This window comes from Geomonas sp. Red32 (genome assembly GCF_023652955.1).
GTDB lineage: Bacteria > Desulfobacterota > Desulfuromonadia > Geobacterales > Geobacteraceae > Geomonas.
In genome coordinates this window covers 19,338-33,959 of sequence record NZ_JAKLOY010000006.1, presented here as the reverse complement: position 1 = coordinate 33,959, position 14,622 = coordinate 19,338, and the positions used below count along the sequence as shown (strand labels likewise).

15 protein-coding genes and 1 tRNA gene are annotated in these 14,622 nt (G+C 56.4%); 8 read left to right on the top strand and 8 right to left on the bottom strand.

Translation table 11 applies throughout. The features are described from left to right. Positions 1 to 394: 394 nt before the first annotated feature. On the bottom strand, positions 395 to 796 hold the full coding sequence (locus L4X63_RS15800) for a hypothetical protein (protein WP_250679618.1): 402 nt from the start codon (positions 794 to 796) through the stop codon (positions 395 to 397). Continuing rightward, on the bottom strand, positions 793 to 1,701 hold the full coding sequence (locus L4X63_RS15795) for a site-specific integrase (protein ID WP_250679617.1): 909 nt from the start codon (positions 1,699 to 1,701) through the stop codon (positions 793 to 795). Before L4X63_RS15795 ends, L4X63_RS15800 begins: the two co-directional genes overlap by 4 nt. A gap of 56 nt (positions 1,702 to 1,757) precedes the next feature. On the opposite strand from L4X63_RS15795, the gene L4X63_RS15790 reads away from it, so the two are divergent. Continuing rightward, positions 1,758 to 2,081: a hypothetical protein gene (locus tag L4X63_RS15790; protein WP_250679616.1), complete on the top strand. Its 324-nt coding sequence runs from the start codon at positions 1,758 to 1,760 to the stop codon at positions 2,079 to 2,081. Between the two features lie 390 nt (positions 2,082 to 2,471). Here L4X63_RS15790 and L4X63_RS15785 read toward each other — a convergent pair whose 3' ends face one another. The 4 genes from L4X63_RS15785 to L4X63_RS15770 all read right to left on the bottom strand — a co-directional run bounded on the left by L4X63_RS15785 (position 2,472) and on the right by L4X63_RS15770 (position 4,665). Continuing rightward, positions 2,472 to 2,825 (bottom strand): hypothetical protein, encoded by a 354-nt coding sequence (locus L4X63_RS15785; protein ID WP_250679615.1) that lies wholly within the window; start codon positions 2,823 to 2,825, stop codon positions 2,472 to 2,474. A 126-nt stretch (positions 2,826 to 2,951) separates the two neighbouring features. Continuing rightward, on the bottom strand, positions 2,952 to 3,269 hold the full coding sequence (locus tag L4X63_RS15780) for a hypothetical protein (protein WP_250679614.1): 318 nt from the start codon (positions 3,267 to 3,269) through the stop codon (positions 2,952 to 2,954). Between the two features lie 105 nt (positions 3,270 to 3,374). Beyond that, a complete protein-coding gene (locus L4X63_RS15775) occupies positions 3,375 to 3,833 on the bottom strand; it encodes a hypothetical protein (RefSeq protein ID WP_250679613.1) in 459 nt (152 codons plus the stop codon). A gap of 292 nt (positions 3,834 to 4,125) precedes the next feature. Continuing rightward, a complete protein-coding gene (locus L4X63_RS15770; protein ID WP_250679612.1) occupies positions 4,126 to 4,665 on the bottom strand; it encodes a hypothetical protein in 540 nt (179 codons plus the stop codon). 276 nt (positions 4,666 to 4,941) lie between these two features. Here L4X63_RS15770 and L4X63_RS15765 point away from each other — a divergent pair, with 276 nt between their 5' ends. The 5 genes from L4X63_RS15765 (at position 4,942) to L4X63_RS15745 (ending at position 9,346) form a co-directional block, all read left to right on the top strand. Next, positions 4,942 to 5,382, top strand: coding sequence for a hypothetical protein (locus L4X63_RS15765; RefSeq protein WP_250679611.1), 441 nt, complete (start codon positions 4,942 to 4,944; stop codon positions 5,380 to 5,382). 93 nt (positions 5,383 to 5,475) lie between these two features. Next, positions 5,476 to 5,832, top strand: coding sequence for a hypothetical protein (locus L4X63_RS15760; protein WP_250679610.1), 357 nt, complete (start codon positions 5,476 to 5,478; stop codon positions 5,830 to 5,832). Continuing rightward, complete coding sequence (locus tag L4X63_RS15755; protein ID WP_250679609.1) at positions 5,819 to 6,289, top strand: ankyrin repeat domain-containing protein; 471 nt, start codon at positions 5,819 to 5,821, stop codon at positions 6,287 to 6,289. Before L4X63_RS15760 ends, L4X63_RS15755 begins: the two co-directional genes overlap by 14 nt. 28 nt (positions 6,290 to 6,317) lie before the next feature. Continuing rightward, positions 6,318 to 6,599 (top strand): hypothetical protein, encoded by a 282-nt coding sequence (locus L4X63_RS15750; protein WP_250679608.1) that lies wholly within the window; start codon positions 6,318 to 6,320, stop codon positions 6,597 to 6,599. 431 nt (positions 6,600 to 7,030) lie between these two features. Further along, on the top strand, positions 7,031 to 9,346 hold the full coding sequence (locus L4X63_RS15745) for an ATP-binding protein (protein ID WP_250679607.1): 2,316 nt from the start codon (positions 7,031 to 7,033) through the stop codon (positions 9,344 to 9,346). Positions 9,347 to 9,409: 63 nt separating this feature from the next. On the opposite strand, the gene cydC is transcribed toward L4X63_RS15745, so the two are convergent. Together cydC and cydD are read right to left on the bottom strand one after the other, a co-directional pair. Next, entirely contained in the window at positions 9,410 to 11,050 is a 1,641-nt protein-coding gene (cydC, locus tag L4X63_RS15740) for a thiol reductant ABC exporter subunit CydC (protein WP_250679606.1), read from the bottom strand. Beyond that, entirely contained in the window at positions 11,047 to 12,771 is a 1,725-nt protein-coding gene (gene cydD, locus L4X63_RS15735; protein ID WP_250679605.1) for a thiol reductant ABC exporter subunit CydD, read from the bottom strand. Before cydD ends, cydC begins: the two co-directional genes overlap by 4 nt. A 270-nt stretch (positions 12,772 to 13,041) precedes the next feature. On the opposite strand from cydD, the gene L4X63_RS15730 reads away from it, so the two are divergent. Together L4X63_RS15730 and L4X63_RS15725 are read left to right on the top strand one after the other, a co-directional pair. Next, positions 13,042 to 13,128: transfer RNA gene (locus L4X63_RS15730), tRNA-Leu, on the top strand. Between the two features lie 702 nt (positions 13,129 to 13,830). Continuing rightward, a complete protein-coding gene (locus L4X63_RS15725; protein WP_250679604.1) occupies positions 13,831 to 14,613 on the top strand; it encodes a hypothetical protein in 783 nt (260 codons plus the stop codon). Positions 14,614 to 14,622 lie beyond the last annotated feature (9 nt).

The window sequence follows — 14,622 nt, the reverse complement described above, 5'->3', positions numbered from 1 at the left end:
GCTAACTCCGATGGAAACGGAACGGGGTTGGGGCAAGGCTCCGCCATCCCTCGCCCTGGACAACCCGACTCGCGTTGGCGAGCCGTGCGGGTTGTCGGTTCGATTCGGCGGCCCTTACCCCAACCCTCTATCACAACTCCGACGGAGCCACGTTGAGGAAGGGGGCCGACCACCCTCGCAACTGGGTCGGCTTCGCTCAGACTATAATCGAGGTTGCGACTCGACTCGGGGCGCGCTCTGAGCCTTGAGCCCCACGCTTTGCCCTATTGCCCCGTTCCCCATGGTAGGCATTACCTACAAGCGCCACCGGTTTGCGCCGACCGCTTGCAGGGGGGATTCAACATTTCAACGTCACTACTTCAGCAAGCGCCTTGCCAAAATCAATGCCGACATGTCACTTTTTATCTTGTCCGCTCCGTATTCTCTTGCTTTTCTCTCTCGCCCCGACAAGCTCTCCCCTTAACCTTTCGTTATCGCGACGCAAATTAAATAGCTCAGCGTTCGCCTCCCTTATTATCCTTTGAGCCTGGCGCGTCTCTGCGGCAAGCGTCAGCCGGGAAATCTCCTCCCGCCGTAAGTCAGCTCGAAGGCCATCAAACACACTGGCAGCAGCAGAGCGCTCGCTCTCCAATGCCGCGATTCGAGCCTTATGTACCTGTCTAGACCACCAGTAACCGACGACACAGCCGACTATGCCGCAGACAACGCCGGGTATGGAACTGTAATGTACGGTCGCCAACGCCACAAAGCTGACAACAAGGACAATCCGCGCTATCCCCATGATTCGGATGATCATCGTAAGTATGCCCCAATAAGGTCCCTGAAATGGCCGACGAGATTGGCCGTTATCTCTCTGGCATCGACATCTGAATAGCCACCTTTTTTAAGAGCTTCCATTGAATCCTGGACGAAAGCGTGACGACAACCATGGGCTCCGTGGCTGAAGCCAAGTGCTCTGACCGAAGCCGCTGAAAACGACTGTGAAAACTTTTGCCCACCAGAAATATCGTAGTGAGATTGATACATTATGCCGCGATCGACCACCAGGACCGGCTCGGTCAGTCTCCGCGCTTCAAGGCGTTCAGCCAGATCAACCGGTATAAAAATTGCCCTAATCAATCCCCCCTTCCCTTGCACTGTGTATTGGACGTGGTCTTCTCGGCCAGATGACAAATCTGACCGCCATTGACGATGCGTACGCGGCTGTTCCGCAATTGGCCGTATCGACAGCGCCTCATGGGCACGTATGCCAGTCCTGAAAGCCAGCTCAGACACTAAAGCGTTTCTAATATTTTGCCTCTCGGCGATTGCAGCAACCTGAGCCTCTGTGTATGCCCGACCTGCTAATATCTTAGGAATTTCTGACCGTACTACTGGCAGTTTGCTATCACCGGGGTGAGTTACTGACAGCAGTCGGTTCAATGCCTGTCGGTCCGCATTTAGTGCTGACTGCCCGACCGCTTCGCTACGCTGCTCCAGGTAGTCAACGCAATCCCGTCGTGTGACGTGATTCAAATCACCTCTGGCTTCGCCTTTCAGCCAGCCACAAAAGACAGCAAGGGCGTCTTTTGTACAGCGCTCAGTGCCGAGACCGTGAATCCGCCCCTCGCGTTTATGGCTATGGCGGTCGATACCGTGGCTAGCCAGCTGCTTCACGATGTGTTGCGCCTGAGATTTGGCCGATCTGAAGCTTACGCTCATAACTGTTCGCCCCCAAGTTCCGGCAGTGACCGCAGATAGCGGCATAGAGTTGATTTATGGACATCACAGCGGCGCATTCGACGGAGCCATACAACGATTTCGCGAAGCGACGCACCAGCTCGCCGCAAAGCGACAAGCTCGGCACGGTAGAGGTCCAAGCGCCTCGGCCTGTACCGTCGACGACGGGTAAGAGCGACGAATTCCTTGACAGCCGCCAGTTCGGCGGCTGGATCGATGCGCAGCATCGTTGCGCCTCCCCGTTGCGCATAGGACAGCGCAACCCAGTATTTAGGCTGCCGCGCTATGTCGGGCGGATGCCTGACATAGCGTCGGCAGACGGCCTGAAAGGCCTATACTTTGAAGCGCAACAAAACGATTGACACCGCATGCCATTAAGCTATGAGAGTCGCATAAACTGGACGCAGCCGGGGGCAAGTCGTAGGAGGGCGACACTGCGTAGGGAGGCATCACCGCCATGGTGAAACGATGCATGCAGGGCAGAAAGGGGTGGTGAACAGTCCGCACCCGGCCCGTTAGGGCTAGATCGTGGGCGAGTCGGTGCTAGCACCGCGTCGAGGGTTGGGCCTCGATGGAGATCTATCTAGGATGGCATGTTGCAGATGTTGGCAGATTTAGGCGGGCAGAAATGGCAACAGCCGCGCCCTGGCCCTGCTCGACCAGATTACGGCTATTGTTGTGTGCTGGGGTAAGAATTAATAGGCTAATACCTATCCATCGCAGCGCATGGCCACTTCAGGACCACAGGAATTTTAACCCTTCCCTGGCAGTAGCGTCTTGAGGGCCGACCAGGCCCCCTCATGGGTGAGGTTATCCAGCGCCTTCAGGAACCAGTAAGCCCCCGGCCAAACCAGATCAACGGGGTGGTTTTCCCAAGTTACAGTTTCAGGCAACTTCACTCCCTGGTGGGAGCCGTACAGTTCCCAATACAGGACCAGGAGAATACCGCAAACCACCTTTTCCCCGGAGCTGTAGTATTCTGATAGGCACTTCGGCCTGATTTTCCAGGTGCCGGCCGCCGTCTTCTCAAAAGCTTTGCTATCTACGGCACCCAGGCCGGTTGCGGCCGCGTGGCTGATTGCCTTTTGCAGATCATCTCTTCTCATGGCTCCCTTCCCCTTTAGTGGCTTTGGCCGTCATGGCGCCCATCACCTTCTTCACGTCCGCCTCTACAGGCGGATTACTGACGGCATCGCGCATAAGTGCACGATGCCGTCATGGTGGTAGCTTCGTTAATCGAACATGAGGACGGTACCGTCAGGGCACAGTGCATAACGGGTGTTAAACCAGTAGGTGCCCACCTCTTCGGAGCTGGAAACCTCCCAGTAGAGACGTACCGTTTCGTCGTACTGAGGGAAATACAACTCGCCGTTTTCCATGTCCGGAATGACATCGGAAGTTTTGTCCTTGGTGAGGTTGGGCAGATTGCGAGGGTACTGGTATGCCAGCAGCGCCTCCTTCAACGTGCCGCCTGAGCACAATATGGATGCGTTCTGGCACAACACCCGCTCCCATTGCTTCATGAAACTGTCAGCCGCTATCAAATACATCCGCAATTCTCCTTTTGTAACCGGTCGCCAGACCGGGAAAGCAGGGGGGGCCGATCTGCTCGGCCACCACTGGCATTGCTCCGTCGGGAAAGTGGTCAGAAATGCCTACCACCCAGGATGCAGCAGCAACATGTCGGTAACGATTTTCCGACAATCTGGGTCGAGGTCGACGACCATGTCGAGCAGACTCATGGGCCTATCCAGCAGGTCGCGAGCATCGTAGCGGCAGTACAGGCTGTACATCGCACGCATCAGGGCGACCTCGCCAGAAGAGGCATAAGATATAGCTTCGCGAAAGGCATCCCATTTCGGTGCCATTTCCTTGTAGTTGGTGGCGGTTTCCGGGTCGCCGTGAAAGAAGCAACGGCCAACCTTTTGGACGCCACGCCGCCATGCGTCTGTGAACAGCGCTTTTCTTTCCTCCTCCGCTATGCGGAATTCAAGGGCCAGACCTCTTGTGCTGAAAAACTCCCGCACCGCATGCATATCAACGGTATGAGGGTTGACGCCGAAGAGGGACTCGAACAGGTTGCCGCTCTGGGTGCCGGGTTCTTGTGCTGTCATTGCATGTTCTCCTTTTAGCTGTGGAAGTAGGCCGCAGTCCTCAACAGCCTGGTATGGACATGTTCGCACATCTCGAGAGCGCAAAAAAGTACAGGAAATTAAGCAGGATACAAATGGACTATTAATTACGGGTGAATTTTTTGGATGGATTTTGGAAGGAGATGCTGCTAGGCCCCCGCCTTGGCGAGCCAGACCTGAAGAGGCAAGGCAACGGTCAGGCGGTGGGCCTCTTTTGTGGGCAGTCGGTGTAGCAGAAGGAGAAGGAACTCTTTTTTCAGCACATCATAGGCCACTACAAGCCGAATCGGGGCTTAAGAATGTTCAAAAACTCAGCATCACTTATTTCCTCGTCTTTATCGTCAAAGTCAGGCACTGTAGCAGTGTCGGGTTGACGAATTTCCATTAATTGTAAAAGCTTGGCAATAACAGTATCCTCGTCGAAATCATAATCACCTATCAGGGTCCTTAAAATTGATAAAGTGTTAGCAAAGGTTACCAAAGTAACGTAATCTATTGTAATTTCACCCTTGTTTACTTTAGTTATAACTGTTCTGATCGTACTACGAGTAATCATAGGAAAATCGTCCATTTCCAAGATCTTCTCTATGATATCTTCGTACCTCCAGCGCTCTGCTTTTAATCTTTTAATCAATTTAGCCATTTTTTTGTTTCTTAGTGCAATTTTCTCTTGTGTTTCTGGACTGGGACCCCTTTTCTTTGGTTCAATGAGAGCAGCCAATGCATTTCGTTCTTCAACCGATATATCCTCAAACCTCCCTTCACGCAAAGCTTCAGCAACCCTCTTGTCAAACTTCACACTTCTGCCTGCCATAGCGCCCCCTTTTAGTAATCGACTTGCTTTGCTGTTCTTTGCGGTTCATGTTTCCCCGTAGCTGGACAAGGCCGTCGCTCCGTAAGGCATAGTCCCTCGGAGTTGCTCTCGCATTTAGGACCAACGAGGCGTGTGCTTGCGCGCAAAGTGGACGGCCCTGGCTGATATCAATAGCCTGAACGTCATTCTTGTGGTAGATTGACTCGTTAGCGCAATCCCATAAATCCGGCCAACCGTGCCAGAGCCATGTTAAGGAGATTCAACCTCTTGTGCTACATGACTATGATTAGTACAACTTCGCAAAGCGATCTGGCTGAACGGAATACCACTTCTGTCACTTTTTCACAAGAAATTCCGGATGTTATCGAGAGCAGGTTCCTGAGATACCCAAACAAATGGTTTCTCACCACACCTGGAGGAAGTTGCAGTTGTGGTTTCCGATACGTCGAACGATGGAACGTTGATCTACTCGGATTTTCGCAACCCCAGGAATGGTCACCAGAAGATGAGGACGACATCTCGGCGACCCGTGCAGCCTTTGAGGTCATAACCTCGATCATAAGGGATGGCGACGCGGTAGACAGTGTGACCGCATGGATGCAGGATGAAGAGATGAGTCACGAATTAGTCGGTGACATCGCATTCGATCTGTCTGAAATTGGAATCGACCGGTTCAGGTTTTTCGACGGGTATCGATTCGAATACAAATGCACCTAAAATTGACAGCAGCCAGCATTACGTTACGCCATCTAGCCGCTGCGCCTCCATCGTTATGTCAAAGCAGGAGCACTCCTGAGCGTCCAGAACTGGTTGGCAGAAGCAAAATATGAGACAACTGACGAAATGGAAAAAGATAACACCATGAAAGTAAAATCAATCCTGGTGCCGCTACTATTTGCTTTTCTCGGCGCAGTCAGTTTAGGTGCCGTGTGCCTATTTATGCTACCACCGATGGTCACGGTGTACCTTTGGCCCGGAGTGTATATTGGAGGCGCAGTTGCTCGCGTCATTCCGTCAGCACTCATTTATGCGCTTGTTCCCGATGGAGGAGGACCTGCTTTTCTGCTCATCGCAACAACATGTTCCATATTTTTTTGGACGTGTATAATTGCTGCAATTTACATTTCGTTCAAAAAGCTACGAAAAGGACAGAATGATGGCACCTGAGTTCTTTCCATTCTTTGCATGTGCATTGGCGCTCATAGTTGGTATTGCCTTTCTTCTGGCCGCACGATTTCTCCCACGACAAAGAAAAACTCATATCTTTTTAGGAACAGCATCACTTATAGTCGCCGCGATAGTCGGACTTGGCGTCAGGAAGGCTTTCTTCATTGATGAACCCATGGCAATTGCAGCCGGAGAGGGCGACTTTGCCAATGTGTCACAATTGCTAGCAAAAGGAGCATCGCCTGATGCAACTGGACCCGATGGAGTGAGTACAGCCTTGGTGAGTGCAGCTGCTGCGGGGCATACAGAAGTCGTGAAACTTCTACTAGAAAAAGGCGCAAGGCCTGAACTGCCTGATTCAGCAGGTAAGACAGCGATTCAGAGAGCGCAGGAAGCTGGGCATCCTTCAACTGCCGAAGTGCTGAAGGAAGCAATGCGAGACCCTAGACGCCGCTAGAGCCGTCGCTTATTCCGTGGAGAAAGGCATGAATAGACTGAATTGGAAAGTGATCCTGTCGAACGTACAAGAAGCCAGAGAAGAACTGGAAAAGATCGAGTCTCGAATAGCTTCCTCTAAAAAGCCAGACGAGACAGAGCTTGAGCTTTCCCTTAGACATGCATACCATCACCTAAATACCGCTTGGAATGCAAGACATGCCAAAACCGATAGTTATAGGACCATGACCGAAGACGACTTCAAGGCATGGGGTTTGTTTCCATCTGGGCTTGATGACGTTACGACCTATGGCGATGAGGATGAGCTATAATCAACGTGGGGCGCAGCTTGATTGATCGTCTTCGAAGCGTTTGACATCTGGCAGAAAAGGTGTTTTCATTGCGGCCATTGGCGCACACGCAGCGCACACAATCCGCGCTTGGTGCCGTTCACTTCGGAACCTTTATGGCAATGATTTCAGGTGGTTGACCTGTAGGACCGGCTTTGGTCTGATTCCAGTCTTCGGCACCAAAAGATCGAAAGGGGTAACGGTCCACACCGTCGCCCCTTTTCTTTTTCCCCCGGCAACAGCACATTCCGTCACCGGTTCCCCTTCCTCCTTCCTCCCCCTGATTCCTTACCGGGATCTCCCTTCACGGGTTTTCGCCTGCTCCCCCTTCGATATCTTCAAGTTTTTCGCCGGCTGGCCGAAAAGCAGGACATACCGTCCCCCCCGGCTCGACGAAGCAGGAGAGAGATTCGATGAGGCAGATTTACAAGAGATTCCAGCCCTTGATGGTCTTCGCCATCCTGATGGTGGTCATTTTCCTGGTGGAAGCGCTCATCATGCTCCTCCTGCCGCACCTCCTCTTAGGGGAGCCCGAGTATTACCAGGATCTCGCCGACGCTTCGCTTTTGGCTGTCCTGTGTGCACCGTTTCTCTGGCTCATGATCATCCGCCCGCTACGGGCGGCAGCCATGGACGAGGTCACCCAGGCGACCCTCCTCGTGCAGAACATGGAGTCCGCGGTCAGCGAGCAGGCGGAATTTTCCTCCCAACTGGTCGACAACCTGGTCATCCCCTGCTTCGTCATCAAGCCCGACCACACCGTCATCGTCTGGAACAAGGCGTGCGAGGCGCTGACCGGTCTGAACCCGGCGGCGATGGTGGGTAAAAACAAGCAATGGAAGGCCTTCTTCGGGCACGAGGAGAAAACGCTGGCGGACATGGTGGCGGACGCCGAATCGGCGCGGGGGAACGGTGAAGCCCCCTTGGATTCCGGGCTCCGCAGCGAGGGGTGGTACCCGAACATCGGCGGCAAAAGAAGGTACTTGGCCATCCGGGCCGTCCCGCTGCACAACAAGAAAAACGAGCTGATCGCCGTCATCGAGACCTTCGAGGACGTCACCGACCGCAAGCTCGCCGAGGAAGCGGTCAGATGTTCCGAGGAGAAGTTCTTCAAGGCCTTCCAGTGCGGCCCCGACGCGGTCGTCATCAGCAGGAAGGCGGACGGCACCTTCCTGGAGGCCAACGAGTCGTTCTTCCGGATGCTCGGGTACGTCCGCGACGAGATCATCGGCCACGCCTCGCTGGACATCGGGCTATGGGTCAATCCGGAGCAGCGCACCAAGATCGTGTCGATGATGGAAGATGGGGGAGAGGCACACGACATCGAGATCCATCTCAGAGCCAAGAGCGGGGCGGTGGTAACCTGCCTCTGGTCGTCGGCCGTCATCGACTTCAAAAGCGACGAATGCCTCATCGTCAACCTGCGGGACATAACGGCGGTGAAGGAAAACGAGCGTCAGCTTAAGAAAAGCCGGGCCGAGCTCCTGGTCAAACACGAGCAGCTCGCCGCCGTTTTCCGCAACATCGAGACGGTAAAACGCGAGTGGGAGCTGACCATCGACTGCATCAAGGATATCGTGGTCCTGCTGGACTCCCGGGGAAGGGTCAAGCGGTGCAACCTCGCCACCGCCACGTTCTTCGGGTTTTCGGTCCACCAGGTTACCGGGAGGGTCTGGACCGATCTGCTCCGGGACAAGGATTTTCCCGAACCGGCACCGGAGGAGCAAAGCCGGGAGGTCTACCACGAGATGACCGGCCGCTGGTTTCTTTACACGAGCTACCCCTACCCTAACGACGATCCCCGGGTCGACATCGGTGCGGTGGTCACCGTCCACGACACGACCCAGAGGAAACGTGCCGCCGTCGAGCTTGAGAAGGCCTACAGCGACCTCAAAGAGACCCACGCCTTCCTCCTGCAGCAGGAAAAGATGGCGTCCCTCGGGCAGCTGGCGGCCGGGATCGCACACGAGATCAACAATCCCACCGGCTTCATCATCTCCAACCTGGGAACCATGAAGAAGTACGGCGAGCGGCTGGTCCAATACCTCGGCCTTCTGCAAGAGGAGGCGGGCTCCCCTCCCCCCGCCCCCCTCGCAGAACAGCGGAAGCTGCTGAAGATCGACCGGATCATCGAGGACCTGCCGTCGCTCGTCGCCGAGACGATGGAGGGAGCCGACCGGATGAAGAAGATCGTCCAGGACATGAAGGGGTTCTCCCGCAGCGACAGCGGGACTCCGGTGGTGAGCGACCTCAGGGAGTGCCTGGAGAGCACCATCAACATCGTGTGGAACGAGCTCAAGTACAAGGCCCGGCTGACCAGGAAGTACGGGGACATCCCGCCGGTAACCTGTTATCCCCAACAGCTGAACCAGGTTTTCATGAACCTGCTCGTCAATGCGGCCCATGCCATCGAAAAGGACGGCGAGATCGTGGTCGCCACCCGCCAGGAGGGGGATTTCATCTACATCGCCATCTCCGACACCGGCTGCGGCATTCCCGAAGAGAACCTCACGCGGATCTTCGAACCTTTCTTCACCACCAAGGAGGCCGGGAAGGGAACCGGCCTGGGGCTCAGCATCAGCTACGCCATCGTGCAAAAACACGGGGGCGATCTCTGGGCGGAAAGCACCGTCGGGAGCGGGACCACCTTCCATCTGCGGCTGCCGCTCGCCCCCCCCGCCCCACCTCTTTCCGGAGCTACACCCGGCGCCGGTCTCCCGCTCGATTAGGCGGGGCTCCCCCAAGGCCGCCGGCAAATGCAGCGGCCGGTCGATCAGGTAAGGCCCGATGCGTCACGCCGGCATCCGGACGACCCGGTCGGCCAGCGGGAGACAGGCGGGGCGGTGAGTGACGATCAGCACCGTTTTTCCGGCGGTGCGTTCGGCCAGCCGGGCCACCACCAGGCGTTCGGTGGCGGCGTCCATCCCCTCCGTCGGCTCGTCGAGGATCAGAATCGGAGCGTCTTTGATAAGAGCGCGCGCCAGGGCGATCCTCCTCCCCTCTCCGCCTGACACCTCCCCTCCCCCTTCGCCAACCGGAGTATCGAGTCCGGCGGGAAGCCCGGCCACCCAATTCGAGAGACCGGCATCCTCAAGCGCCCTCTCAAGTTGCGCGGCGTCCGCCTCCCGGTTACCGGCCAGGATATTCTCCCTGATGGTCGTGTTGAAAAGGTGCGGCCGCTGCGGAAGGACCGCCATCTCCCGGCGCAGTTCGTCGGCCGCCAGGTCGCGAACCTCCACGCCCCCCAGACAAACGCTCCCCTGGTAATCCCGGAAACGGAGCAGAACGTCGACCAAGGTGCTCTTCCCGCAACCGCTGGGGCCGACCAGCGCGACCCGCTCCCCTTGAGCCAGTTCGAGATGGAAACCATCCAGCACCTTTTTCCCTTCCTGGTAAGCAAAGCGCAGATCGCGAATGGAAATCTCTTTCGAAGCGGGAAGAGCCTTGGGGCTCGGCGGGTCCGCAACCGGAAGGGCGCTGTCGGCCAATTCGAGCAGACGATCGAAGTTCGCCGTGGCGGCGGGCAGATGCTGAAGTGCACCGGCCATCGGACCAACCGCTTCGAAGGTAGCCGCGGCAAAGATCACCAGCATGGCCAGCGCAGCCGGGGCCAAAGTCCCGTGCCGGACAGCGGCTCCTCCGGCCAGCAGCATGGCCGCGCCTCCGCCCCCGGCGCACAAGACGTTGGCGGACAGGCTCCAGGCGCTTATGCGGGCAAGCCTCTCCTGTGCCGCCACCAACTGTTCCGAAACACGTTCCACCTCCGCGGCCTGGCGCTCGGCCGCCCCCAGCAGGAACAACTCCTCAGCCCCCTGAAAGCCGTCGGTCGCGAGGTTGCGCAACTTTCCACTCAGCTCCGCGGCCTCCTCACCCGGCTGCCGCGACAATCGCCCGGTAACGGCGGGAAGCACCATTGCAGAAATGAACAGCACCGAGGCGAGGCTCAAGGCGGCAACGGTATCGAGGTAGAAGACGAACAGTAAGGCGGCACCGATGGCAAGGAGGCCGGTAACGATGGGAGCGACCACGCGGAGGTAGACGTTCTCAAGCGAATCGACATCGGAGCGGAGCCTTCCCGCCACGTCCCCCCCTGCGTATTTCTCCAGTACCGCAGGAGCGAGGGGCTCCAGCCGCTTAAAGAGCCAGACCCGGAGATCGGCCAGCATGCGCAGAGTGGCCTCGTGACTCACCAGGCGTTCGGCATAGCGCCCTGCGGTCCTGAAAATGGCCAGGATGCGGATGGCAGCCGCCGGAAAGAAGTAATCGAACTCCGACTTTGCCACGCCTGCGATGGCCATGGATGCGATAAACCACCCGGAGACGGCCATGAGGATGCAGTTGACGGCGATGGCGGAAAAGCCGAGGGCTATCCCGCCGGTCATCCATAACCACTGCTGCCGGGCAAGCGACAGGATGCGCCGTATGGCTCTCATACGGCCTCCGTAAGCGAAACCCGGTCGAGGAAATCGGCCGCCGTCATAACGCCCTGCAACCGGCCGCCGGTCATCACCGCCACTCGCTGCACAAGGCGCAGGGTTTCCTCGCGATGGCTGATAACGAGCACGGTCCGCCCCTTGGCCAGCCGTCTGAGAGCGTTCCCGACCATCTCTTCGTTGGCGGCATCGAGACCGGCAGTCGGCTCGTCGAGGACCACCAGGGACGCCTGCCTCAAAAACGCCCGGGCCAAGGCGAGCCGCCGCTGCTCCCCTCCCGAGAGCCCAGCTCCGCCTCCCCCGAGCGGGGTCTCCAATCCAAGGGGGAGCCGCTCGACGAAGTCCGCCGACGCATCGGCGAGCGCCGTTTGGATCTCCTCTTCGCTGGCAGAGGGACAGCCAAGAAGAAGGTTTTCCCGCACCGTCCCCTTGAAAAAGAATGGCTTCTGCGGAACCCAGGCGATCGAAGCGTGCCAGGCCCTGGGGGAAAGATCGGCAAGATCCGCCCCGTTCACGGTGATGCGCCCCGATTCCGGACGGCTAAGGCCGACCAGGAGACGGGCAACCGTCGTCTTCCCGGCACCGCTCTCTCCGGCCAGCGCCGTGATGCTGCCGCCCGGGATATCGAGGTCCAACTCGGTAATGCCGCCGCGATTGCCGCCGTAACGGAAGGTAACCGATTGGAAACGGATGGAGGGAGGACCCGGCGGAAGCGCCGAAGTCCCCTGGTAACCCGAGACGTCGGGAAGCGACAACAGCCGGAAAATTCGCTCCGCCGCGGTAAGCGACTGCATCCGGGCATGGTGGGAGAGTCCCAGGTTTCTCAGCGGCAGGTAAAACTCGGGGGCGATGAACAGCACAAAGAGTCCGTCCACCAGGGGGAGCGCCCCGGACAGCAGGCGGAAGCCGACCACGACCGCCACAATGGCCGTTCCCATGGTGGAAAAGAATTCGAGGGTGAGCGCGGAGAGGAAGGCAATGCGCAAAACCGCCATGGTAGCGTGCCGGTACTCGGCCGAGACACGCGCCACCTCCGACGCCTCTCTCTTGGCCGCCTGGAACATGCGCAGGTCGGGAAGGCCCTGGATGAGGTCGAGGAGGTATCCGGCCATGCGGGAGAGCTGTTCCCATTGGCGCCGGTGGATCGCTTCGGATCCCTTGCCGATCAGTATCATGAAGAACGGGATGAAGGGAGCGGAGAAGAGGAGCACCAGGGCAGCCCGCCATTCGACGCCGAGGACGAAGAGCATCATGCAGAGAGGGATCGCCGCGGCCAGCACCATCTGGGGGAGGAATCGCGAGATGTATCCGTCGAGCCCGTCCACCGCAGTGGTCACCGTCTCGACCAGCGGAGCCGCCTCCTCCCCGACCGTACCTGCCGGGCCAAGCTCCTGGAGGCGCCGGTAGAGACGGCTGCGCACCCGGCTCTTGAGGGAAGCGGAGGCCGCCGCGGCTTGGCGTTCGGCAAAGAGCGTGAAAATGGTGCGGACGAGCACGGTCAGGGCGGCGAAGGCGGCCAGGGGCACGATCCGGGCGACCGGGGCCTTTTCCATGATGACCTGGTGGCACCCCGATGCGAGCAGGCGCGCCTGGAGCACGATGAGAAAACCGGCGACGGCGCCGAAGCCGGCCGCCTGTAACAAGAGAGGACGAAGGGCCAGGCATTCCTTTTTAAGCCACTGCTCGGGGGTTGTTTCTGCGGTGTTCAGTCTTTCAGTCATAATCCCAGCAATTTAGTCCAAGCCCTCTGACGAAACAAGGGATTTGTGCCATTTGTACAAGCCGCTATCTAGGGCCCCTGTCCGGTCCTTCGCCGCCCGTTAGAGTAAGGCAGGTAGGACTGTGGTTACCCATCGGAAGGTTATCACTAATGCCCGGGTTGAAAAGGCTAACGGACAAGGCCCCTGGCATTTCGACCCGGTAAAAGAAGTTCTCCGGCAACTTTTTCTTGCATAGCGGGCATCTCTAATGTTATAAGAGGTGTCTCGCAAGCCGGAGTGGCGGAATTGGTAGACGCGCTAGATTCAGGTTCTAGTACTCGCAAGGGTGTGCTGGTTCGATTCCAGTCTTCGGCACCAAAAGATCAAAGGGTTATGGCACACGCCATAACCCTTTTTCTTTTTCTGCCGGTCAGCTGATCAGGATCGTCAAGGTCATCGGAGTGAATAATCCGTGGCACGGCCGCCGGAAGCACGCCCCCCCCCTTGTCAAAGGGGGGACAGGGGGGATTTGCCTCTTGCCAAGGGCGGCTTGATCCTACTGATCTTCTGCAAATGGCCCCTTTTTTCCCGTCAAGCCCAAACCGTCTTCACGTCAACGGGCGCGTCTGAAAGTTACCGCTGCTTGATCGGTCTACTCGCCCCCCCAATAAATTTTCCGCGCACTGCTATGGTCCCGATTAAGAGCCTGCCCCCCTTTCTTCCTCCTAAAACCGAAATTCGCGAAAGCCCCCTCATCTTCGACGATAATCGCGAAAAATGCCTCCAAAGGCTTTAATCCTGAAAAAATCTATGCTATAAAGACACGGAAATAGGAGAAATTCTTTAAGCAAATGCACTCATGGGGGTGGAGAACCCTAATTCCTGATATCATCATTCTAAGCCCTGCCTTTGTTGTAAACATCGATCACGAATGCAACGCTCTGTTGAACCGGTTGCACATGTTGATTAGTGATACGATTAATTCAGCAGAGGGAAGTGCTCAGTCAACGTGACTGCCGGAAAGATCTCAATGAAGCCAACGATAATCGAACTTTCTTTCTTGGATAGGTAGGCGAATAAATGAAACAGCAATTCCGGCTTTTTATCGTGACGGCTATTTTTGCTGTCGCGGTTTTTTACCTGCTAAAGGATCAGCAGGCCTGCCTCGCGAACCCCATGTACTCTGGGTTGTTGGGAAACGTCCTGGCGACGCTATTTGCTGCTTTCATGGTTTGGGTTGCTTGGGAGCAATGGAGCAAGCTGAGCCAAACGTCATCTGCAGATTTTATCCATAGGCTCACCCAGGACTTCTTTACCTCAGAGGCCCGTACCTTGATGAGCATTATTGACTGCGGATCTTTAAAATTCGTCCCTGCGGCTACCTTGCCTGATCCTGAAATTACAAGCGATGGTTTAATAAAGACGCAGCCATACTTCACTGTTGATCTGAACATCCTAAAAAAAGCCCATCTGCCTCAACAAATCATGGATACCTTGGCAGCAAAAGCTCATTACTCTGCATGGGAAATTGACGACTTTCTTCTGTCGCCACTGGAAGATGTGGGTATGTTAGAAACAAAGGGAATAGTTAGCTTCGACATGGTATACTCCGGTTTCAGTTACTATCTTCAAAGAGTTTTCAACTATAATGACATAAGAAAGTACATAAATTCTATGCGTCAAGAATGTACAGGAGGTGCAAATCAGGCAGATTTGTACTACTACGGCGGCCTTCAGTACATAGCTACCAAATGTGAAGAGTATGAAGGACTGCATAAGGGGTTCTGCAAATGGTGGTGGTTACTAAAACGTCAGTTTTTAGGTATTCAACGCAAGCGTCCATTGATCCTAGACGTTGATTAACGCTCGTAT

Coding starts and splice junctions, on each gene's coding strand:
- L4X63_RS15800 (WP_250679618.1), bottom strand. CDS start 796: ATGATCATCCGAATCATGGGGATAGCGCGGATTGTCCTTGTTGTCAGC.
- L4X63_RS15795 (WP_250679617.1), bottom strand. CDS start 1,701: ATGAGCGTAAGCTTCAGATCGGCCAAATCTCAGGCGCAACACATCGTG.
- L4X63_RS15790 (WP_250679616.1), top strand. CDS start 1,758: ATGGACATCACAGCGGCGCATTCGACGGAGCCATACAACGATTTCGCG.
- L4X63_RS15785 (WP_250679615.1), bottom strand. CDS start 2,825: ATGAGAAGAGATGATCTGCAAAAGGCAATCAGCCACGCGGCCGCAACC.
- L4X63_RS15780 (WP_250679614.1), bottom strand. CDS start 3,269: ATGTATTTGATAGCGGCTGACAGTTTCATGAAGCAATGGGAGCGGGTG.
- L4X63_RS15775 (WP_250679613.1), bottom strand. CDS start 3,833: ATGACAGCACAAGAACCCGGCACCCAGAGCGGCAACCTGTTCGAGTCC.
- L4X63_RS15770 (WP_250679612.1), bottom strand. CDS start 4,665: ATGGCAGGCAGAAGTGTGAAGTTTGACAAGAGGGTTGCTGAAGCTTTG.
- L4X63_RS15765 (WP_250679611.1), top strand. CDS start 4,942: ATGACTATGATTAGTACAACTTCGCAAAGCGATCTGGCTGAACGGAAT.
- L4X63_RS15755 (WP_250679609.1), top strand. CDS start 5,819: ATGATGGCACCTGAGTTCTTTCCATTCTTTGCATGTGCATTGGCGCTC.
- L4X63_RS15750 (WP_250679608.1), top strand. CDS start 6,318: ATGAATAGACTGAATTGGAAAGTGATCCTGTCGAACGTACAAGAAGCC.
- L4X63_RS15745 (WP_250679607.1), top strand. CDS start 7,031: ATGAGGCAGATTTACAAGAGATTCCAGCCCTTGATGGTCTTCGCCATC.
- cydC (WP_250679606.1), bottom strand. CDS start 11,050: ATGAGAGCCATACGGCGCATCCTGTCGCTTGCCCGGCAGCAGTGGTTA.
- cydD (WP_250679605.1), bottom strand. CDS start 12,771: ATGACTGAAAGACTGAACACCGCAGAAACAACCCCCGAGCAGTGGCTT.
- L4X63_RS15725 (WP_250679604.1), top strand. CDS start 13,831: ATGAAACAGCAATTCCGGCTTTTTATCGTGACGGCTATTTTTGCTGTC.